17 protein-coding genes and 2 tRNA genes are annotated in these 20,046 nt (G+C 64.9%); 11 read left to right on the top strand and 8 right to left on the bottom strand.

Annotated elements, in window-relative coordinates; genetic code table 11:
- Nucleotides 1–256: 256 nt before the first annotated feature.
- Nucleotides 257–1,075 carry a nucleotidyltransferase domain-containing protein gene (locus ACW2Q0_RS12925; RefSeq protein WP_457189622.1) on the bottom strand — a complete coding sequence of 273 codons (819 nt, stop codon included), beginning with the start codon at nucleotides 1,073–1,075 and terminating at the stop codon, nucleotides 257–259.
- 497 nt (nucleotides 1,076–1,572) lie between these two features.
- On the opposite strand from ACW2Q0_RS12925, the gene serA reads away from it, so the two are divergent.
- From serA to ACW2Q0_RS12940, 3 genes are all read left to right on the top strand, one after another.
- Nucleotides 1,573–3,171: a phosphoglycerate dehydrogenase gene (gene serA, locus ACW2Q0_RS12930; protein WP_457189624.1), complete on the top strand. Its 1,599-nt coding sequence runs from the start codon at nucleotides 1,573–1,575 to the stop codon at nucleotides 3,169–3,171.
- Nucleotides 3,172–3,339: 168 nt separating this feature from the next.
- A complete protein-coding gene (locus tag ACW2Q0_RS12935; protein WP_457189626.1) occupies nucleotides 3,340–4,347 on the top strand; it encodes a 3-isopropylmalate dehydrogenase in 1,008 nt (335 codons plus the stop codon).
- A 175-nt stretch (nucleotides 4,348–4,522) separates the two neighbouring features.
- On the top strand, nucleotides 4,523–5,125 hold the full coding sequence (locus tag ACW2Q0_RS12940) for a Uma2 family endonuclease (protein WP_457189628.1): 603 nt from the start codon (nucleotides 4,523–4,525) through the stop codon (nucleotides 5,123–5,125).
- Between the two features lie 402 nt (nucleotides 5,126–5,527).
- Here the strand turns inward: ACW2Q0_RS12940 and ACW2Q0_RS12945 are convergent, their stop codons facing one another.
- Complete coding sequence (locus ACW2Q0_RS12945; RefSeq protein ID WP_457189630.1) at nucleotides 5,528–6,709, bottom strand: MFS transporter; 1,182 nt, start codon at nucleotides 6,707–6,709, stop codon at nucleotides 5,528–5,530.
- 210 nt (nucleotides 6,710–6,919) lie between these two features.
- Here ACW2Q0_RS12945 and ACW2Q0_RS12950 point away from each other — a divergent pair, with 210 nt between their 5' ends.
- The 4 genes from ACW2Q0_RS12950 to ACW2Q0_RS12965 all read left to right on the top strand — a co-directional run bounded on the left by ACW2Q0_RS12950 (nucleotide 6,920) and on the right by ACW2Q0_RS12965 (nucleotide 9,614).
- Complete coding sequence (locus ACW2Q0_RS12950) at nucleotides 6,920–7,693, top strand: fumarylacetoacetate hydrolase family protein (RefSeq protein WP_457189632.1); 774 nt, start codon at nucleotides 6,920–6,922, stop codon at nucleotides 7,691–7,693.
- 13 nt (nucleotides 7,694–7,706) lie between these two features.
- The gene (gene gltX / locus ACW2Q0_RS12955) at nucleotides 7,707–9,179 is read left to right on the top strand and encodes a glutamate--tRNA ligase (protein WP_457189634.1); all 1,473 of its coding nucleotides are present in this window, start codon (nucleotides 7,707–7,709) and stop codon (nucleotides 9,177–9,179) included.
- Between the two features lie 134 nt (nucleotides 9,180–9,313).
- Nucleotides 9,314–9,385 (top strand) — tRNA-Gln (locus ACW2Q0_RS12960).
- Nucleotides 9,386–9,541: 156 nt separating this feature from the next.
- Nucleotides 9,542–9,614: transfer RNA gene (locus tag ACW2Q0_RS12965), tRNA-Glu, on the top strand.
- A 487-nt stretch (nucleotides 9,615–10,101) separates the two neighbouring features.
- Here ACW2Q0_RS12965 and ACW2Q0_RS12970 read toward each other — a convergent pair.
- From ACW2Q0_RS12970 to ACW2Q0_RS12980, 3 genes are all read right to left on the bottom strand, one after another.
- Nucleotides 10,102–10,290 carry a DUF5302 domain-containing protein gene (locus tag ACW2Q0_RS12970; RefSeq protein ID WP_457189636.1) on the bottom strand — a complete coding sequence of 63 codons (189 nt, stop codon included), beginning with the start codon at nucleotides 10,288–10,290 and terminating at the stop codon, nucleotides 10,102–10,104.
- Between the two features lie 129 nt (nucleotides 10,291–10,419).
- Nucleotides 10,420–10,956 carry a pyridoxamine 5'-phosphate oxidase family protein gene (locus ACW2Q0_RS12975; protein ID WP_457189638.1) on the bottom strand — a complete coding sequence of 179 codons (537 nt, stop codon included), beginning with the start codon at nucleotides 10,954–10,956 and terminating at the stop codon, nucleotides 10,420–10,422.
- A gap of 35 nt (nucleotides 10,957–10,991) precedes the next feature.
- Complete coding sequence (locus tag ACW2Q0_RS12980; protein WP_364389108.1) at nucleotides 10,992–11,693, bottom strand: IclR family transcriptional regulator; 702 nt, start codon at nucleotides 11,691–11,693, stop codon at nucleotides 10,992–10,994.
- Nucleotides 11,694–11,844: 151 nt separating this feature from the next.
- Between ACW2Q0_RS12980 and leuC the strand changes: the two genes are divergently transcribed.
- The 3 genes from leuC to ACW2Q0_RS12995 all read left to right on the top strand — a co-directional run bounded on the left by leuC (nucleotide 11,845) and on the right by ACW2Q0_RS12995 (nucleotide 14,821).
- On the top strand, nucleotides 11,845–13,266 hold the full coding sequence (leuC, locus tag ACW2Q0_RS12985) for a 3-isopropylmalate dehydratase large subunit (protein WP_457189641.1): 1,422 nt from the start codon (nucleotides 11,845–11,847) through the stop codon (nucleotides 13,264–13,266).
- A 154-nt stretch (nucleotides 13,267–13,420) separates the two neighbouring features.
- Nucleotides 13,421–14,029, top strand: coding sequence for a 3-isopropylmalate dehydratase small subunit (gene leuD / locus ACW2Q0_RS12990; protein WP_457189643.1), 609 nt, complete (start codon nucleotides 13,421–13,423; stop codon nucleotides 14,027–14,029).
- Nucleotides 14,030–14,185: 156 nt separating this feature from the next.
- Nucleotides 14,186–14,821 (top strand): HU family DNA-binding protein, encoded by a 636-nt coding sequence (locus tag ACW2Q0_RS12995; protein WP_457189645.1) that lies wholly within the window; start codon nucleotides 14,186–14,188, stop codon nucleotides 14,819–14,821.
- A 165-nt stretch (nucleotides 14,822–14,986) separates the two neighbouring features.
- Here the strand turns inward: ACW2Q0_RS12995 and ACW2Q0_RS13000 are convergent, their stop codons facing one another.
- The 3 genes from ACW2Q0_RS13000 to cofC form a co-directional block, all read right to left on the bottom strand.
- On the bottom strand, nucleotides 14,987–15,952 hold the full coding sequence (locus ACW2Q0_RS13000) for an NUDIX hydrolase (protein ID WP_457189646.1): 966 nt from the start codon (nucleotides 15,950–15,952) through the stop codon (nucleotides 14,987–14,989).
- The gene (locus tag ACW2Q0_RS13005; RefSeq protein ID WP_457189648.1) at nucleotides 15,949–18,108 is read right to left on the bottom strand and encodes an RNA degradosome polyphosphate kinase; all 2,160 of its coding nucleotides are present in this window, start codon (nucleotides 18,106–18,108) and stop codon (nucleotides 15,949–15,951) included. Before ACW2Q0_RS13005 ends, ACW2Q0_RS13000 begins: the two co-directional genes overlap by 4 nt.
- Before the next feature lie 161 nt (nucleotides 18,109–18,269).
- Nucleotides 18,270–18,968, bottom strand: coding sequence for a 2-phospho-L-lactate guanylyltransferase (cofC, locus tag ACW2Q0_RS13010; protein ID WP_457189651.1), 699 nt, complete (start codon nucleotides 18,966–18,968; stop codon nucleotides 18,270–18,272).
- Between the two features lie 43 nt (nucleotides 18,969–19,011).
- On the opposite strand from cofC, the gene ACW2Q0_RS13015 reads away from it, so the two are divergent.
- The gene (locus ACW2Q0_RS13015; RefSeq protein ID WP_457189653.1) at nucleotides 19,012–20,007 is read left to right on the top strand and encodes an NAD(P)H-dependent glycerol-3-phosphate dehydrogenase; all 996 of its coding nucleotides are present in this window, start codon (nucleotides 19,012–19,014) and stop codon (nucleotides 20,005–20,007) included.
- Nucleotides 20,008–20,046: the final 39 nt, after the last annotated feature.

Below are 20,046 nucleotides of genomic sequence, written 5' to 3' on the forward strand. Positions count from 1 at the left end.
GCAATCCAGCTGGCCGATCATGGCGCAATGAGGCTCATGGGGGGATCCGGCATCGCCCGACGACGAAACGCCTCCGGGTGCGCGCCGAACTGCTCGAGGAGGGCGGGCCGCAACTGTGGGCCGGGTTCATGGATGAACTGCGCGAGTCACATCTCGGGATTCCGCGTCCCCATCCGGAGGCCCCGTCCGCCACCGACCGGTTGGCGCGCCTATGCCGCCGCGGTCGCCGAGGTGTGATGCCCAGTTGATCGCCGCGCTATAGCCCATCTCCAGCGGCCAGGACTTCCTTGCGGAAAAAGTCGGCGGTCACGTCGCGAGCTCTGCCCAAATCCCGATTCCGAGCCTTCGGGAAAGCGTCTGTCGCACGGTCGAATTCGGCAGTGATGAAGTCCGTAATCGGAACCGGCACTGTGCCACTACCCATTTCACGGGTGCGCGACTTCAGTTCGGTCAGCTCGGCGATCGCCGAAACCAGCTCGACTGGCAACTCGCACTGCTCCAGCAGCGACGGCAGATGCATCGGTGCCACCGCTGCGTCGGGATGCTCACGCAGCCAGCGCAATGCCATCGCCGGCCGCAGCGAATAGAACACCTTCTTCAGCGACCGGTGGCGGTCGAACAGTGCCCACTGCCTACTGCCCAGATGCAGGTAATGCCGGGCCACTTGGTTGCGGTCGGCGACTTCCTCGGCCACCGCACGTAATTCGGTGCGGAAACGGTCGTCGCCGCGATACACGATCGGCGACATCAACCATTCGATGAGCACCGCATTGCCCTTCACCAGCAGCCGCAGCGCCTTGGCCAGATCCCAGCCGTTTACATCCAGCAGACCGACCAGCGGGGTTTCGATGACATCCCTGGTCCGCCACGGCGACAGATAGGTGTCCATACCTCCGACATAGACGAATCGGCAGTCGTAGTCCGAATCCGGTGAGGGGAATCCCCAAGCCCGACTACCGCTTTCGATGGCCAGTTGCACCGATACCCGATGCGCGCGCTCGATCCGATCGAGCTCTGCATCGATGGACCCGACCACCGTCGGGTTCATCGAAACCGGAATCGCGCGCAGAGACATGGTCGGTAATCGTAGTTCGGCCGGGACCCGGCGAACCAGCCGTTTTCACGCTGCCGCGATAACTGAGGTCGCGCCGCCCGCACAATGGTGTGCGACGCCCACGACCGTGCCGGATTCGGCGGCGCGCTGATCGCGACGGCGGTGGGGATCGTGCTGCTCGGACTGTGGGATGTTTGCTGTCGCCTTGATCTTGGCGCGCCCCCGGTGCCGCCGCTCTGAACGGTCCGTTCTCGATCGGCAGCGCTGCTCCGCACGGTATTTTCAATACCCTGTGGATGGGCTCTTTCGGCGGCTGATAGCGCTACCCCGGTCGGTGGTTCGACCGTGCCGACGCCGCTGTGACGGCGTCCTGGCGAGGGCAGGCCACGTACCCTGGTGCGGGGCCTTCGGTCATGTTGAGGCACCCGCATACCGGGGGGGAGGCCGCGACGGATTCCGGCCAACTAAGCTGGTGCGCGGTAATTGCCGACCCCCCTTCCTCCCAGGAGTGCCCCACAGTGAGCCAAGCAGGCCGCCCTGTTGTTCTGATCGCCGACAAGCTCGCCCAGTCGACCGTCGACGCGCTCGGTGACGGTGTCGAGGTCCGCTGGGTCGATGGCCCCGACCGTCCGGCGCTGCTGGCCGCGGTGCCCGAGGCGGATGCCCTACTCGTCCGCTCGGCGACCACCGTCGACGCCGAGGTGCTCGAGGCCGGGAAGAACCTGAAGATCGTCGCCCGCGCCGGCGTCGGCCTCGACAATGTCGATGTGCCCGCGGCCACCGAGCGTGGCGTCATGGTGGTCAACGCGCCCACCTCCAACATCCATACCGCCGCCGAGCACGCCGTCACACTGCTGCTGGCCGCTGCCCGCCAGATCCCGGCCGCCGACTCCACCCTGCGCGAGCGCACCTGGCAGCGCAGCAAGTTCAACGGTGTCGAGATCTTCGACAAGACCGTGGGTGTGGTTGGCCTCGGCCGCATCGGCCAGCTGTTCGCCGCGCGCCTCGCCGCCTTCGAGACCAAGGTGATCGCGTACGACCCCTACGTCTCCCCGGCCCGCGCCGCCCAGCTCGGTATCGAACTGCTCAGCCTGGACGAACTGCTCGAGCGCGCCGACCTGATCTCGGTGCACCTGCCGAAGACGCCGGAGACCAAGGGCATCATCGGCAAGGACGCCATCGCCAAGACCAAGCCGGGCGTCATCATTGTCAATGCCGCGCGCGGTGGGCTGGTCGATGAGCAGGCACTCGCCGACGCCATCAAGTCGGGTCACGTGCGTGCCGCCGGTCTGGACGTCTTCGACACCGAGCCGTGCACCGACAGCCCGCTGTTCGACCTGCCGCAGGTCGTGGTGACCCCACACCTGGGTGCGTCCACCGCCGAGGCGCAGGACCGTGCGGGCACCGATGTCGCCAAGTCCGTACTGCTGGCCCTGGCCGGTGAATTCGTGCCGGGCGCGGTCAACGTCACCGGTGGCGCCGTCGGTGACGAGGTCGCGCCGTGGCTGGAGATCGTGCGCAAGCAGGGGCATCTGCTCGGTGCGGTGTCCAATGAGCTGCCGGTCAGCGTCGAGGTGCAGGTGCGCGGCGAACTGGCCGCACAGGATGTTGCGGTGCTGGAGCTTTCGGCACTGCGCGGCATCTTCTCCACACTGGTCGAGGACCAGGTCACCTTCGTCAACGCCCCCGCGCTGGCCGAGGAACGCGGCATCACCACCGAGGTCACCAAGGTTTCGGAGAGCCCGAGCCACCGCAGCGTAGTAGACCTGCGCGCGGTCTTCGGCGACGGCAGCACCCTGAATGTGGCCGGCACGCTGACCGAACCGCAGCAGGTGCAGAAGATCGTCAACATCAACGGCCGCAACTACGATATGCGCGCCGAGGGCCTGAACCTGGCCGTGCTGAACTACGAGGACAAGCCGGGCGCGCTGGGCAAGATCGGCACCAAGCTCGGTGACGCCGAGATCGATATCCTCGCCGCCCAGCTGAGCCAAGATGTGGACAAGGAGGGCGCAACCGTGATTCTCCGTGTGGCCCGCGAAGTTCCCGCCGATGTCCAGGCCGCGATCGCCGAATCCGTCGGCGCTGCCAAGATCGTCCTGGTCGACTTCTTCTGACCACCCCGGCGCCGCGCACATTGCCCGTGCGCGGCGCCGCTTATCTGTGTCACGCACCTGATTGCTGGGTGAAACCGTGCGCGGCGTGCGCCGCCATGCCTGGCAGCGGCGAGCGGTGCGGGGCCGAGTACGGTGGCGGTCGGCATTACTGAACGGAGCATTGTTGTTATGAAGCTTGCTGTTATCGCTGGTGATGGGATCGGGCCCGAGGTCATCGCGGAGGCGCTCAAGGTGCTCGAGGTGGTGCAGCCGGGGGTCGAGAAGACCGAATACGACCTGGGCGCGCGGCGGTACCACGCGACCGGTGAGATCCTGCCGGATTCGGTGCTACCCGAGCTGAAGCAGCACGATGCGATCTTGCTCGGTGCGATCGGCGATCCGTCGGTGCCCAGCGGTGTGCTCGAGCGCGGACTGCTGCTGCGCACTCGGTTCGCGCTGGACCACCACGTGAACCTGCGTCCATCGAAGCTGTACCCGGGTGTGACCAGCCCGCTCGCGGGCAACCCGGATATCGACTTCGTGGTCGTGCGTGAGGGCACCGAAGGCCCCTACACCGGTACCGGCGGAGCGATTCGGGTGGAGACCCCGCATGAGGTCGCCACCGAGGTCAGCACCAACACCCGCTTCGGCATCGAGCGCGTTGTCCGCTATGCCTTCGTCAAGGCGCAGGCCCGGCGCAAGCATCTGACCCTGGTACACAAGAACAATGTGCTTACCTTCGCCGGCTCGCTGTGGCAGCGCACGGTGAACGAGGTCGCGGCGGAGTTCCCGGAGGTGCAGACCGCCTACCAGCACATCGATGCCGCCACCATCCACATGGTCAATGACCCGGGCCGCTTCGATGTGATCGTCACCGACAACCTCTTCGGCGACATCATCACCGACCTCGCGGCCGCGGTCAGCGGCGGAATCGGCCTAGCGGCCAGCGGCAATATCGATGCCTCCGGCACCAACCCGAGCATGTTCGAGCCGGTGCACGGCAGCGCCCCCGATATCGCGGGACAGTCGAAGGCCGATCCGACCGCCGCGATTCTGTCGGTGTCGTTGCTGCTCAACCATCTCGGAGATACCGAAGGCGCGGCGCGCATCGAAGCCGCGGTCGCCAAGGATCTCGCGTCGCGCACCGGTGCGGCCTCGACTGTCGAGATCGGAGATCGGATCGCCGCGGCGGTCTGATTCGTATTCGGCCCGCGCTCGGATCCGAGCGCGGACCTACGGAGGTGGTAGTCGTACCGCCCGGCTCGGTCCAGTGCGCTCTACCATGGGGTTGTAATCAGCGCCGGTAGTGTGTAGCACCGACGTAGGTACCTGCTCAACGGTCCTTGGACTGGGCTAGCCTCGGAGGCACACGATGACCACACAGCGAGTTGCCTGCGGTGCAGGCTTCGGCCCGTACACGGTGCTCGATCTGCATGATCTTTCGGAGGACGGCAAGGGTTTCGAGCTCGAGGACGGGTGGTTGATCGAGGTGGCAGCGGGGGCTCGACACAACTGGATTTCTCGACGGCTGGCCAGGATCATCGAGGCGGCGATCGGTGACGCTGCCGTTGTAGTCCTCGATGGCGGCGAATGGGAAGTCAGTACGCCCACCGGTGTCCGCAAGCCCGACATTCTGGTGGTGCCGCTCGAGGTTGCGCGGACGGTGATCGCGGACGAGTCGCCGAAGCTCATACCGGGGACCGAAGTGCTGTTGGCGGTAGAGGTCATCTCGCCCGGGAGTGGTAGTGAGCGAACCGATCGCGTGCGGAAGGTCCGTGAGTACGCCGAACTGGGGATTCCGCAGTACTGGATTGTTGAGCAGCATCCAACGATTCGTGTCCACCAACTGGTGCTCGATAGCTCGACCTACCGTGCGGCACCGGTGGTTGCCTCGGGTGCGGCGTTTATCGCTGACGTAGAAGCCGATAAGATCTTCCGGGTGATGTTCGATCCGGCCGACCTCCTCGATATCTGATCTATTCGTGCCGATCGGATATTGCTGCGGCGCAGTGCTTTTCGTATGTCGACCTCGAGATTGTGGCTGAACATCAGAGAGTCTGCTTGGTCCACCGATTGTTTTTTGGGGGCGGCGTCTTTCGTCGTCGGACTGATTCGAGTTCAGCCAGCTGTTCGGCTGCGTTGCGCATCTGCGCTCATGATGATCGACCGGTGATGTCGTAGGATCAGGGGCTCGGCGTCGGAATCGGGATCCTGCGGAAGATTGTTGGCGGCAAATGGATTCGTCGAGGTCGTAAGCGGCCGGTGCGATGGTGGCATGGATCCCGGTGGTGTCGGAACGACCGACCGAGTCGGTGGTCCGCCCGGTGTCTGCTGTGCGGCGGCGAAATCGGGACGGGCGCGAATTCGTCAGTGCCTGTTATACGGACCTTCGATCGGCGGGAACCAATGGAACCGCCGCCATCGCCAGGACGGCGGCCAGCAGATACGCGGCAGGGAAGCCACTCGCGGTGATCAGCGCGCCGAAAACCGGTGGGATGGCGGCTATTGCGAGGTTCTGGCCGGTGTTCTGGATGCCCAGTCCGCGTCCGCTCCAGTACGGTCCGGCGATTTCGGCGACTGCGGTGAAGGCCAAACCGTTATCGGAGACCGTAATGACCGACGCCGCGATCAGCAGCGGAATCGCGGCCCACCACGCATGTGCCCATGCGGCCGAAGCCAAGGCGGCCATGGAGATTACGGCGGCGATGGCGACGGTACGCAGTGGTCCGAGACGACTGCCGACGCGATCGGACCAGGCGCCGGCGCCGATTCGCCCCAGAGCACCCAGGAATTGGGTCCCGGTCACCACAGCACCCGCTACAGGCAGCGGCCAGCCGACGTCACTGTGCAACCACAACAATGCGAAAGTCCATACGGTGCCTTGGGGAATGCACAGCAGCACCGACACCGCATGGATGCGCCACAGCGTGGCATCGCCGCGATAAGGGTTGGCCCGATCCGCCGCCGCGCCCGCCGGCCGTGGCGGATCGATGATCCCGATCAGGCAGCCCAACGCGGCGAAACCCGCCATCACGGCAGGTACCAGAATGGCTGCCGAGACACTGTGCGCCGCCGCAACGGCCGGAATGCCGAGTGCGCCGATGCCGACGCCGATGGGCTGTGCGGTCTGTCGAATGCCCATGGCCAGTCCGCGCCGCTGCGGCCGGAACCAGCCGACGATCACCCGCCCGCTGGCGCCATTGGTACTCGCCGCGCCGACGCCGCCCAGGAACAGCAACGCGCCGAGCACCATGTAATCGGAGACGGTAGCCGCCGCGATACCCGCGCCGAACATCAGCAGCGGTCCGAGGACCAGCACCTTGTGCTCACCGATTCGGTCGACGACGTATCCCCACGCGATCAGCGTGCAGACCAGCCCGATGGTCGGCATGGCCACGAGTAGACCGGCGGTAGCCAGCGGCATGCCATCGGCCGTCAGCGCGGGCAGGAGAAATGGCACCCCGTGGATGAAGACGGCGCTGGAGGCCTGCGCGAACACGCCGAGGCCGAGCATGGACCACCGTCGGACGTCGTGCATCTGTGTCACGGCCGTAGCCATCGGCCTCACCTCAAAATCTCAAAATGTGGGAAATATTTCTCATCTTGTGAACATTGCGTCTCACCGTACACCCAGTGGTCGCGCGGATTCCGCTGTGGTGCTGTCGAACTGCTCACACCACGGGTGGCCGAACTCGCGCCCGCGCGCGGTTCCGGACCGCCCGGTCGGGCGCGTTCGAGCAGGTCGAGGGCGGTCGATAGACTGCGGTCCATGCGTCTAGGTCGAATCGCCAGTCCCGATGGAGTCGCTTTCGTCAGCATCGAAGGGGAGGGAAGCGAGAGCGTCGCCAAGGAGATCGCGGAACATCCGTTCGGTACTCCGACATTCACCGGGCGGAGTTGGCCGCTGGCCGATGTACGCCTGCTCGCGCCGATTCTGGCCAGCAAGGTGGTCTGCATCGGCAAGAACTACGCCGCGCATGCGGCCGAAATGGGCGGGGCCGCACCGGAGGATCCGGTGATCTTCATGAAGCCGAGCACCTCGATCATCGGCCCTAACGCGTCGATCGTCTTGCCGCCCAGCTCATCCCGGGTCGACTACGAGGGTGAGCTTGCGATCGTCATCGGCCGTCCGTGCAAGGATGTGCCCGCCGCACGCGCGCTCGATGTGGTGCTCGGCTATACCGTCGCCAACGATGTGACCGCGCGCGATCAGCAGCAGCACGACGGCCAGTGGACCCGCGGCAAGGGTTACGACACCTTCTGTCCGCTCGGCCCGTGGATCGAAACCTCGCTCGACCCTTCGGATCTGGAGATCGTTACCGAAGTCGACGGCGAGGTCCGCCAGCGCAGCCGCACTTCGCTTCTGCTGCACGATATTCCGAAGTTCATCGAGTGGGTGACCACGGTGATGACCCTGCTGCCCGGCGACGTGCTGCTCACCGGCACTCCGGAGGGTGTCGGCCCCCTGCAGGCCGGGCAGAACGTCTCCGTGACCGTCGAGGGCATCGGAACCCTCACCAATCCTGTTGCCGCCAAGCGCTAGTCGAAAGAGAGCCATGACTGAAGTACGGGTCCGCTTCTGCCCGTCGCCGACCGGAACGCCGCATGTCGGCCTGGTCCGGACGGCGCTGTTCAATTGGGCGTACGCCCGCCACACCGGCGGAAAGTTCGTCTTCCGTATCGAAGATACCGATGCCGCACGCGATTCCGAAGAATCCTACGGTGCGATCCTGGACGCGTTGCGCTGGCTCGGCCTCATTTGGGACGAGGGCCCCGAGGTAGGCGGCCCGTATGCGCCCTATCGGCAATCGCAGCGACGCGAACTGCATATGGAGGTCGTGCGGAATTTGCTGGCGGCTGGTGAAGCATATGAATCCTTCTCCACGCCCGAGGAGGTCGAGGCGCGCCATCGCGCCGCAGGTCGCGATCCGAAACTCGGTTACGACAACTATGACCGTGATCTCACCCCCGAGCAGATCGAGGCCTTTCGGGCCGAAGGACGCCCGGCGGTAATCCGGCTCCGAATGCCCGACGAAGACATCACCTGGCACGATCTAGTGCGTGGTGAAACCACCTTCAAAGCGGGTACCGTGCCTGATTTCGCACTCACTCGCGGTAATGGCGATCCGCTCTATACGCTGGTTAACCCGGTCGACGACGCATTGATGAAGATCACTCATGTGTTGCGCGGTGAGGACATTCTCTCGTCCACTCCGCGTCAAATCGCGCTCTATGCGGCGATGCGCCGGATCGGTGTCGCGGAGTTCACTCCGGAGTTCGGTCATCTACCGTTCGTGATGGGCCAGGGCAACAAGAAGTTGTCCAAGCGCGATCCGGAATCGAATCTGTTCGTCCATCGGGATAGGGGATTCATCCCGGAGGGTTTGCTGAATTATCTGGCGCTACTCGGCTGGGGCCTCGCGGAAGACCGCGATGTTTTCTCGATGGCGGAGATGGTGGCGGCCTTCGATATCTCGAAAGTGAATTCGAATCCCGCCCGTTTCGACCAGAAGAAGGCGGACGCGCTCAATGCCGAACACATCCGATTGCTGGAGCCGGGTGATTTCGCGCACCGCTTGCGTGAGTTCCTCACCGAACACGGCCACATCGGCGCCGACGTCGACGACAAGTTGTTCGCCGCGGCCGCCGAGTTGGTGCAGACCCGGATCGTGGTGTTGTCCGACGCATGGGATCTGCTGCGTTTCTTGTTCGCGCCCGCAGATGAGTTCGCGATCGATCCGGCGGCGGGGTCGAAGAACCTCGGTTCCGATGCGACGTCGGTATTGGATGCCGCCATTGCCGCGCTGGAGCCGCTGACGGCCTGGACCACCCCCGCTATCGAGGATGCGCTCAAAACCGCGCTCATCGATGATCTGGGGCTCAAGCCGCGTAAGGCGTTCGCGCCAGTGCGAGTGGCAGTGACGGGTTCGCATATCAGCCCGCCACTGTACGAATCGCTGGAGTTACTCGGCCGGGAGACGAGTCTGGCCCGGCTGCGCTCGGCGCGGGACTGGACCGCACCGGCCTGAAAATCCGCTGGTGACCGATAAACAGGGCGTTGACCAGGCGATTTGTAGTAGACCGTATACGGTTTGGTACTCTACTTCTCGGCTCGGAACAGGGCCTCGGGTCAGCCGGACACGAGGTCGAACGTCCTGGTCATTGGGGTATGGTGTAATTGGCAACACAGCTGATTCTGGTTCAGCCATTCTAGGTTCGAGTCCTGGTACCCCAGCGGAGAATGTTGTTCGTCTCTCGGTGCGCGACCGAAAGTTGTTCAGCATCCGGCGATTTGGTCGCCGAGCTTCGGTCGGCTAAGCTAACCGAGCTTCCACTGATCGAAAGATCAGACCGGAAAGATCACCCGCTGAAATGTGGGCGATCGAGTTCTGGCCCCGTCGTCTAGCGGCCTAGGACGCCGCCCTCTCAAGGCGGTAGCGCGGGTTCGAATCCCGTCGGGGCTACACAGAATGGGAGGCCCATGCTCATCGAGAGCATGGGCCTTTTTCTGCTTCGCATTGTCTTGTGGGGGTGAAACCCCCACGCCACCACCCGGAGGGCTTCGCCCCCGGACCCCGAGTCGGGCCGGGGGCTTCGCCCCGGGCCGGACCGGCGGTGTGTTTGGGCTGGTTGGTGCTATTTCTTCCCTGGTGGGGCGCTATGTCGTGGGTCGTGGGTGGCCCCCTGAAGGGCTTCGTCTCAGACCCCGAGGGAGGCCGGGTGCTTCGTCTCGGAACAGCAGGTCGGCGTGCTGTTGTGCGAGTGTGGCGCTGATTCCCTGCGGTGGTGCCGGTGCAGGTGGGGTTTTCTTCTTCGCTGGTGAGGGCGGCAAGTTGTGGCAGTGGGCGCCGTCCACTCTGCCTGCGGGGCTTCGCGCCTGGGCACGGGAGGCGGGTGGCCGCAAAAGGCCCTCCAGCAGCGGTTTAGCTGGAGGGCCATGTGCCGCCGGTGCTATCCGCTCTTGCGTCGGAACTCTCGTTTGTGGCTGGCATTGCCGTGGGCGGCGGATGCTTTGGAGCGGCCGTCGAGGTGGTCGTTCGACTTGGCGTGGTGCTGGTTTTTGCGCTCCAGGGCTTCCTTGAACTTGCGTTTGACCTCTTCGGCGCTCGGTACCGCCTTGCCGTTGGAACTTTCCGCCATGTCTGCTCCTCGTCGTCGCGGCCGTGCGTCGCGCCACGGGCGTGGCCGCACGGCCGATTCGGGTCGATCAGGGTTGACGCTACTGGGCCTGGTTCGGCGTGTCAGGCGGATTTTGTCCGCGTGGCGCGATCAGTCGAGTGGTTGGGCGGTGGTGCCGCCGACGGGGAGTTGGGGGAGGCCGAGTTTGCGGTGGTCCCAGCTGCGCAGACGATTCGGGATTACGCGGACCGCGATGCGTTTGTTGAGCATCTGCTCGACGAGCGGGCGGACCTCTTCGCTGTAGGGGCCGGTGTAGCGCTCCCAGACGCTGACACCGACGGCGTAGAGCTTGTCCGGATCATTGATGATCTCGGCGTGACCCTCGATGGAGACGCCGCGCAATTGGTCGTAGGTGTGGCCTGCCTCGACCATGCAGGTGACGCGGGGGTCGCGGAGCAGATTCACCGCCTTCTGAGATTTGGCCTTGGTCTCGAACCACAGTTCGGGGAGCTTGCGGACCGTGCCGTCGGGCGCGATCTCGCCGTCGATGAGCGCGTACCACATCGCGGTCAGGTGCGGTGCACCGTTCGGACCGATGGTGGCCAGCGTCGCGATGCGGCTGCGCTGCAGAAATTCGGAAATCTCGGCGTCGGACATGACGATTTGCGCCCGTTGGTTTACTCCCATGCGCACCCACTTTAGATGCTTGAAAATAGAACGTGTTACAGTCTTTTGTGCAGGGCGTCCGCGGCGGCGACCAGATCGGCCGCCCAGCGGGCACCGGGTCGGCGGCCCATGCGATCGATCGGTCCGGATACCGAGACCGCCGCGATGACGTGGCCCGCGGCATCGCGTACAGGTGCCGAGACGCTGGCCACGCCGCTGGCCCGCTCGGCGGCGCTCTGGGCCCAGCCGCGCTTGCGGACCTCGGCCAGCGCCCGTTCACCGAATACCGCATCGGCCAGGATGGTGCGCTGCAGTTCCGGATCCGCCCAGGCGACCAGTACTTTGGCCGCCGACCCCGCGGTCAATGGCAGGCGCGCCCCGATCGGCACGGTGTCGCGCAGGCCGACGGGTGGTTCCAAAGCGGCGATACAGACTCGCGCATTGCCGTCTCGGCAGTAGATCTGGACGCTCTCGCCGGTGATCTCGCGCAGGCGCGGAAGAATGGCGGCGGCGGCCTCGTGCAGCGGATCGGTGGCCCCGGCGGCGAGTTCGGCGAGGGCGGGGCCGGGCCGCCACAGACCGTTGTTGTCGCGGGCGAGTAGTCGGTGCACCTCGAGCCCCACGGCCAGGCGATGAGCGGTGGCCCGGGGCAGTCCGGTGCGGGTGCACAGTTCATTGAGACCGCACGGATGTTCGGCGACGGCGTATAACACCGACACCGCTTTGTCGAGGACGCCGATACCGCTATGCTGTCTCATATAACGATACTAGCGTCCCGGATACTGAGAAATCCACTGCAGTGATCTGCTCGCTCCGGACGTGTCGGAAACAGTCGAAAACTTGTGCAGCCGCGAGCGCGCCGCAGCCCGGATCGCGTACCTCGGTTGCTCGTCGGAAAGGTGATCGAGAATGGCCGAGCGCCGCACACTGGCCGAGAAGGTGTGGGAGCAGCACGTCGTCGCCCGCGGGGAGGGCGAGGGCGCCTCGCGTGAGCCCGATCTGATCTACATCGATCTGCATCTCGTGCACGAGGTGACCAGCCCGCAGGCCTTCGACGGCCTCCGCGCCGCGGGCCGTCCGGTGCGCCGTCCCGATCTCACCATCGCGACCGAGGACCACAATGTCCCCACGATCGATATCGATAAGCCGATCGCCGACCCGATTTCGCGCACCCAGGTCGAGACGCTGCGCCACAATTGCGCGGAATTCGGTGTGCGCCTGCATCCGATGGGGGATCTGGATCAGGGCATCGTGCACGTCGTCGGGCCGCAATTGGGTTTGACCCAGCCGGGGATGACGGTGGTGTGCGGCGATAGCCATACCTCCACCCACGGCGCGTTCGGCGCGCTTGCGATGGGTATCGGCACCAGCGAGGTCGAGCACGTCCTTGCCACGCAGACACTCTCGCTGCGCCCGTTCAAGACCATGGCGATCACCGTAGACGGCCAATTGCCGCCCGGAGTCACCAGTAAGGACCTGATTCTGGCGGTCATCGCCCAGATCGGTACCGGCGGCGGTCAGGGCTATGTGCTCGAGTATCGCGGCGAAGCCATTCGCGCCATGTCCATGGAGGCGCGAATGACCGTCTGCAACATGTCGATCGAGGCGGGCGCGCGGGCCGGCATGATCGCTCCTGACGAAACCACCTATGAATTCCTCAAAGGCCGCCCGCACGCGCCGCAGGGAGCCGACTGGGACGCCGCAGTGGCCGCCTGGGAGGCGCTGAAGACCGACGAGGGCGCGGCTTTCGACGCCGAGGTACACATCGACGCCAGCTCGCTGACCCCGTTCGTCACGTGGGGTACCAACCCGGGTCAGGGTGCGCCGCTGGGCGAGAACGTGCCCGATCCGGCGCAGATTACCGACGAGACGGTGCGCGAGTCCGCGGAGAAAGCGCTGCGATACATGGATTTGGAGCCGGGTACTCCACTTCGCGATGTATCGGTCGACGCCGTATTCGTCGGTTCGTGTACCAACGGACGCATCGAGGATTTGCGTGCCGTGGCCGGGATTTTGAAGGGACGCCGCGTCGCCGACGGGGTGCGAATGTTGGTTGTACCGGGATCTATGCGGGTTCGCGCGCAGGCAGAAAAAGAAGGACTGGGCGAGATTTTCACCGCGGCCGGCGCCGAATGGCGTCAGGCGGGCTGCTCGATGTGCTTGGGAATGAATCCCGATCAGCTCGCGCCGGGCCAGCGTTGCGCATCCACTTCGAACCGCAACTTCGAAGGTCGGCAGGGCAAAGGTGGCCGTACACACCTGGTTTCCCCGCTCGTAGCGGCCGCTACCGCGGTCCGCGGCACGCTGTCCGCGCCCACGGATCTGGACTGATCGGCGCGCGGCCGCCGTTGTGTCTGCGCCGAATCACTCTTTCCGGCCGCCGGTGGCTGCTTTCACGTCGCTCGAAACGTCAGCCGTCGCGGCTGCTTGCAGGTCGCTCGAAACGATCATCCCAAATCTCTCAATGACCCAGGAGAATCAGCAAATGGAAGCCTTCACCGTGCACAAGGGGATCGGCGTGCCACTGCGCCGATCCAATGTCGACACCGATCAGATCATTCCGGCCGTGTACCTGAAGCGGGTGACGCGAACGGGATTCGAGGATGGACTGTTCGCGGCATGGAGATCGGATCCGGACTTCATTCTGAACACCGAACCATATAACCGGGGCAGTGTGCTGGTGGCCGGTCCGGACTTCGGCACCGGATCGTCGCGTGAACACGCTGTTTGGGCGCTGTCGGACTACGGCTTTCGTGTCGTCATCTCGTCGCGCTTCGCCGACATCTTCCGCGGCAATGCGGGTAAGGGTGGACTGTTGGCCGCGCAGATGTCACAGAACGATGTCGAAATGCTCTGGAAGTTGCTCGAGGAACAGCCCGGCCTCGAATTGGTAGTAGACCTCGAGGCGCGCACGGTGACCGCCGGAACCGTCGTGTTGCCGTTCGATATTGATGACTACACTCGGTGGCGTCTGCTCGAAGGATTGGATGACATCGGGCTGACACTGCGACGAAGTGACGTCATCGGCGAGTTCGAAAAGACAAGGCCAAGTTGGAAACCCACAACCCTCCCGGCGCATATTTCGCAGGCGTAATCACCCGGTATCGATAGCTGAGTTCACCTTGGGGTGGTAGCTGGACGTGTGCTAAACCACATGAATTTTGGCGTGGCACATAGACTCTTGCTCAAAGTGGGTTTACCGTGGTACCTAGTCGGTCCGACGACGGGCCATTAGTCTGCGGAGGATTCAATGAACAAGGCGGAACTGATCGACGTTCTGACCGAAAAGTTGGGTACGGACAGGCGCACGGCCACCGCGGCAGTCGAGCATGTGGTCGACACCATCGTGCGCGCGGTGCACAAGGGTCAGAGCGTCACAATCACCGGATTCGGTGTGTTCGAACAGCGTAAGCGTGCGGCCCGCGTCGCGCGGAACCCGCGTACCGGCGAAACCGTGAAGGTGAAGCCCACTTCGGTGCCGGCGTTTCGTCCAGGCGCGCAGTTCAAGGCCGTCATCGCGGGTAAGCAGAAGCTGACCGCGACCGGCCCTGCTGTCAAACGCGGCGCGAATGTAGCGGTGGCGGCGAAGAAGGCCGCCAAGAAGACGGTGGCAAAGAAGACCGCCGCCAAGAAGGCGACCGCCACCAAGGCGCCCGCGAAGAAGGCTGCGGCCAAGAAGGCCCCGGCAAAGACGACAGCACGCAAGACAACTGCCACCAAGACAGCCGCCAAGAAGGCGCCCGCCAAGAAGACCGTCGCCAAGAAGGCCGCGGTCAAGAAGGCGACGGCGGCCAAGAAGGCTACCGCTGCCAAGAAGACAGTCGCCAAGAAGGCGCCCGCCAAGAAGACCGTGGCGAAGAAGGCTCCGGCCCGCCGCGCGCGCTGACGCTGAAGATCCAGCGTCACCGGGCGATTCGGCTCCGCTAGGCGGGATCACCCCCAGTACCGACTCGAAACGGCCCCGGGCTCGCCCCGGGGCCGTTTCGGCTGTCCGCGTCTCGATTTGGTATCGAGACGCACTGTATGACACTTATGGCCACTCAGGGCGTTATTACTTAACGATAGCGTCCGACAGTGATCGGTCGAGGTGGTCGGCGGTAACCAGGCGACCCGAGGTGAATGACAGCACCCACGCGCTGCCCTTGCGGTTGCGCGCCGACGGCAACGTAATTCCGTCTCGATCGGCCCACCACTGCAGCAGATCGGGAATTACCTTGCCCTGACTACACAGAACGCGCACCGCACGATCCGAGACAAGCGAGACGGCGCGTTGCCGAGCCTTGTCCGGCGCTGCGGCATAAGCGGTTTCGGAGAAATCCGGTTCGATGTTGATGGGCGCGCCGAGTTTCTCCGCCAGTGGTTCCACTGTCTGGACGCAGCGCACCGGATCGGCCGAAAAGATCTCGGACGCACCGAATGCCAGCAGATTAGGGACCAATGCCTCGGCTTGGGCCCGACCGGCCCGCTCGAGTGGGCGCCGCTCGTCCGGACCGTCGAATCGCTCCCTGCTGCCCGCCTTGGCGTGCCGCACCATGAGCAGCGTGACGGTGGCAGCGGGCAAGCGGGTGAAGGCGCGCACCACCTGTCGATCCATCGGATACGACAATTGGTCCATCACCCGGTCCAAGCTGTACCAGGACAGCGCATCGACCTCGGAATTGGCGCTGAATTCACCGCCGGAAACCTCGGCGGCCCAATAATCGACCCGCTTGAGCTTCCGGTGCCCCGGAATCGGATAGGTGACGTGCCCGAGGTAGCGGCCCAGTCGGCAGTCCAGGCCCGTCTCCTCGCGAACCTCGCGCACGGCGGCGAGCACGGGGGTCTCACCCGGATCGAGTTTGCCTTTCGGCAGCGACCAATCCTGATACCTGGGGCGGTGCACCACGGCGATCTCGATGGCGCCGGATCCGGTGGCGGCCTTGCGCCACAGCACCGCACCCGCGGCGTGAATGTTGGCTGTTACCCGGGGATCCCAGAACGGCCCCCCGCCCTGCTCGTATCCCGTCGTAGGGCTCACGGCTGATCCGGTCTCCGCATTCGCATCATGAATTGCTGGTGGTCGCGTACCTCGACGCCATTGCGCTCGGCGCCGTCGGGCGAGGCATGCCAACTGCCGTCGGCTTGGAGTACCCAGCAGCGGGTCGTCGGATACAGCGCCGAGTCGAATACCGAGCCCAGCTGCTCGCACAGCTTCGGATCCTTCACCTGTGCCATGACTTCCACACGCCGGTCCAGATTCCGGTGCATCATGTCGGCACTGCCGATCCAGTATTCGTCCTGGGCATGGAAGTAAATGATCCGCGAATGTTCCAAGAAGCGACCGAGAATCGAGCGCACCTCGATGTTCTCGCTCATCCCCTCGACGCCGGGGCGCAGGCCGCAGATGCTGCGCACCACGATCTGCACCGGTACACCGGCCTGGGAAGCTCGGTAGAGCGCGTCGATGACTTGCTCGTCGACAATTGCATTGGCCTTCATCCGGATTCGCGCCGGGACGCCCTGCTGTGCCAACTCGATCTCGCGCTGGATCCGTTCGATGATTCCGGCGCGCACACCCTGTGGTGCCACAAGCAGGTTGCGGTAGTTGGCCTTTCGCGAGTAACCGGTCAGCGAATTGAACAGATCGGTCAGATCGGCGCCGATTTCCGGTGCGGCGGTGAGCAACCCGACATCCTCGTAGAGCCGCGCGGTCTTCGGGTTGTAGTTGCCGGTGCCGATATGGCAGTAGCGGCGGATGGTCGAACCCTCGCGGCGCACCACCAGACAGGTCTTGCAGTGCGTCTTGAGGCCGATGAGGCCGTAGACCACATGCACCCCCGCCTGTTCCAGTGCGCGGGCCCATTTGATGTTGGCCTGTTCGTCGAAGCGGGCCTTGATCTCGACCAGCGCGACAACCTGTTTACCCGCCTCGGCCGCGTCGATGAGCGCGTTCACGATGGGGGAGTCACCGGAGGTGCGGTACAGGGTCTGCTTGATCGCGAGCACCTGCGGGTCGGCGGCGGCCTGTTCGATGAAGCGCTGCACGCTGGTGGAGAAGGAGTCGTAGGGGTGGTGCACCAGCACATCGCCCTCGCGCAGCGCCTGGAAGACATTGCGCGGGGTTTCGCGCTCGCCGAACGCCGGTGGCGTCGCGGGCACATACGGTGCGTCCTTGAGATTGGGCCGATCGACGCCGTACACCTGCCACAGGCAGGACAGATCCAGCAGGCCGGGCACCTGGATCACATCGCCGGGATCGACCTCGAGTTCGCGCAGCAGCAGATCGAGCATGTGCTCGGTCATATCGTCGGAGACCTCGAGTCGGACCGGCGACCCGAAGCGGCGACGGGCCAGTTCACGCTCCAGTGCCTGCAGCAGATCCTCGTCGCGATCCTCGTCGACCTCGAAATCGGCATTGCGGGTGATCCGGAACGAGTGGTGTTCGACCACCGTCATACCGGGGAACAGTTGATCGAGGTGCGCGGCGATCAGCTCTTCCATCGGCAGGAAGGCTGCGACCGGCGAGCCGGAATCGGTGCGCCGCACTCGAACGAAGCGATCGACGTTATCGGGCACTTTGACGCGAGCGAAATGCTCACCACCGGTGGAGGAATCCTTGACCGTCACCGCGAGATTGAGACTCAGCCCGCTGATATAGGGGAACGGATGTGCCGGATCCACCGCGAGCGGGGTCAGTACCGGAAAAACCTGATCCTGGAAATAGCCCGAGAGCCGCTGACGCTCATCGTCGTCCAGATCGGACCAGTCGATGACGGCGATGCCCTCGGCGGTCAATGCGGGCAGTACCGAGTGCAGGAAAACGCGGGCGTGCCGGTCTGCGATCTCCTGGGTGCGCGCCGCGATCAATTCCAACTGTTCGGTGGGCGAGCGGCCGTCGGCCGAACGCACCGAAAGTCCCGTCTCCGCACGGCGTTTGAGGCCGGCGACGCGGACCATATAGAACTCGTCCAGATTGGAGGCGAAGATCGCGAGGAATTTCGCGCGCTCCAGCAATGGCAGTGACGCGTCCTCGGCGAGTGCGAGCACTCGGGTGTTGAAGTCCAGCCAACTGAGTTCGCGGTTCAGGTAGCGATCACGTGGCAATCGCTGTACAGCGGTCTCATCGGCCGGTGGTGTCGCGGCGGGCAGTGCGGTCGGCAGCACTTGTTGTTTGACGGTTTCGATATCGCTCATGCCCGCGCCTCGCTGGGACGCGGGCCCGACACGCGCGAGGCATGCTGGTTCCGAAATCGCTTGCTTCGCTCACTCACGCCAACGATCATCCCCTACGAACCGGGCCGTGCACAGCCCGACGCCATCATTGCCGTGCGTATCACGCCGGATGCGGCGACCGGCTAGCACACCCGACGGATCCGCTCGTGGACATGAATTTGCCAACCTATGTCGTGCAATACAGCACCTGTCGAATCGCCGGCGCCGAGTTCGATGGCGCGGTCCAGATCGTCGGCGGTGTCGACGTCGAGCCGCAATCCTGGCCAGTCACCGGGCAGGTCGACCGCGCCCGCGGCGATATGACGACGTGCCGAACCGGGTCCGAAGCGCGGATCCAGCGGGGCGACGGCATCGCGAACCAATAGCGCGGCCGTGCCGCTGCCCGCATGATCGACGACGACCGATCGAACGCCGTCCGGTGCGGTGATGAGCATGTCGGAGAGTTCGTCGGGCCGCAAGGCGGGCAGATCCGCCTGCAGGGCCAGCAGTTCGACCGGGCCATAGCGGTGCCGCAATGCGGTGGCCGCATCGGTGAGCGCGGTGTTCAGGCCGTCCGGATCGGTCGCGTCGATCACTTCGCGGCGGGGTTCGGGATGAACCGCCGCGCCGAGCCTGCGCGCCAGCTCGGCGACGACCGGATCCGGGGTCACCACGGTGACCGACGCGATCCGCGGCACCGCGACGGCGGTCACCACGGTGTCGGCGAGCATCGCGAGCACCAGCCGGGCACGGTGTTCCGGGCGCAGCCGATCGGCCAGGCGGCTCTTGGCCCGATCGAGGCTCTTCACCGCGATCACGGCGTGCAACGCAGGCGGACGCATGATCTCAATCCTTCCATGAGTGGTTCCGTGGCATATTGGGCAGATGACGAGGGCGGCAGTGTTGGGCGCGGGATCATGGGGGACCGCGTTCGCGAAGGTGTTGGTGGACGCGGGAACCGATGTCACGATCTGGGCCAGGCGGCCCGAGGTGGCCAAGGCACTGGCCACCGAACATCGCAATCCGTTTTATCTGCCCGATGTGCAACTGCCCAGTCTTGCGGCCACCCACGATCACGCCGAGGCGCTCGACGGTGCGGATATCGTCGTGCTCGCGGTGCCATCGCAATCCCTGCGCGCGAATCTCGAGACGTGGCGGGATTCGATCGGGCCGGACGCCGCGCTGCTGAGTCTGGCCAAAGGCATCGAGACCGGCACGCTGCTGCGGATGAGTCAGGTGATCGGTGCGGTCACCGGTGCCGACGAGAGTCGCATCGCGGTGCTGACCGGACCGAATCTGGCCAAGGAGATCGCGGCCGAGCAACCGGCGGCCACCGTGATCGCGTGCACCGACGCCGCGCGGGCGGTCGCATTGCAGCAGTCCTGCGCCAACGGCTATTTCCGGCCCTACACCAATACCGATGTGATCGGCTGCGAGATCGGTGGGGCCTGCAAGAACGTCATCGCTCTTGCCTGTGGGATCGCCGCGGGAATGGGGTTGGGCGACAATTCGATCGCCAGCCTGATCACCCGTGGGCTGGCCGAGATCATCCGGCTCGGTGTAGCGCTGGGTGCGGAGCCGGTCACGTTGGCGGGGTTGGCGGGGGTCGGTGATCTGGTCGCCACCTGTACCTCGCCGCTATCGCGCAACCGGTCGTTCGGACATGTGCTCGGGGCGGGCGGGTCCATGGAGGCGGCCCAGGAGGCGACCCATGGTCAGGTCGCCGAGGGTGTGAAGTCGTGCACATCGGTGCGGGCGTTGGCCGCGGCCCACGATGTCGAAATGCCGCTGACCACGTCGGTGCACCAGGTATGTCACGAGGGCCTTTCGGTGCGCGAGGCGGTCGGCAATCTGCTGGGTCGGCGGATCAAACCGGAATAGGGTCGAACGCTATAACCGCACGGGCGCGAGGTTGGATCG

The sequence above is a fragment of the Nocardia citri genome (assembly GCF_054065835.1).

Bases quoted from the DNA above. Each gene is read 5' to 3' on its own strand.
- ACW2Q0_RS12935 (WP_457189626.1), top strand. From the start codon at position 3,340: ATGAAGCTTGCTGTTATCGCTGGTGATGGGATCGGGCCCGAGGTCATC.
- ACW2Q0_RS12995 (WP_457189645.1), top strand. From the start codon at position 14,186: ATGAACAAGGCGGAACTGATCGACGTTCTGACCGAAAAGTTGGGTACG.
- cofC (WP_457189651.1), bottom strand. From the start codon at position 18,968: ATGCGTCCGCCTGCGTTGCACGCCGTGATCGCGGTGAAGAGCCTCGAT.
- ACW2Q0_RS13005 (WP_457189648.1), bottom strand. From the start codon at position 18,108: ATGAGCGATATCGAAACCGTCAAACAACAAGTGCTGCCGACCGCACTG.
- gltX (WP_457189634.1), top strand. From the start codon at position 7,707: ATGACTGAAGTACGGGTCCGCTTCTGCCCGTCGCCGACCGGAACGCCG.
- ACW2Q0_RS12950 (WP_457189632.1), top strand. From the start codon at position 6,920: ATGCGTCTAGGTCGAATCGCCAGTCCCGATGGAGTCGCTTTCGTCAGC.
- leuD (WP_457189643.1), top strand. From the start codon at position 13,421: ATGGAAGCCTTCACCGTGCACAAGGGGATCGGCGTGCCACTGCGCCGA.
- ACW2Q0_RS12975 (WP_457189638.1), bottom strand. From the start codon at position 10,956: ATGGGAGTAAACCAACGGGCGCAAATCGTCATGTCCGACGCCGAGATT.
- ACW2Q0_RS12925 (WP_457189622.1), bottom strand. From the start codon at position 1,075: ATGTCTCTGCGCGCGATTCCGGTTTCGATGAACCCGACGGTGGTCGGG.
- leuC (WP_457189641.1), top strand. From the start codon at position 11,845: ATGGCCGAGCGCCGCACACTGGCCGAGAAGGTGTGGGAGCAGCACGTC.
- ACW2Q0_RS13015 (WP_457189653.1), top strand. From the start codon at position 19,012: ATGACGAGGGCGGCAGTGTTGGGCGCGGGATCATGGGGGACCGCGTTC.
- ACW2Q0_RS12980 (WP_364389108.1), bottom strand. From the start codon at position 11,693: ATGAGACAGCATAGCGGTATCGGCGTCCTCGACAAAGCGGTGTCGGTG.
- ACW2Q0_RS12970 (WP_457189636.1), bottom strand. From the start codon at position 10,290: ATGGCGGAAAGTTCCAACGGCAAGGCGGTACCGAGCGCCGAAGAGGTC.
- ACW2Q0_RS12940 (WP_457189628.1), top strand. From the start codon at position 4,523: ATGACCACACAGCGAGTTGCCTGCGGTGCAGGCTTCGGCCCGTACACG.
- ACW2Q0_RS12945 (WP_457189630.1), bottom strand. From the start codon at position 6,709: ATGGCTACGGCCGTGACACAGATGCACGACGTCCGACGGTGGTCCATG.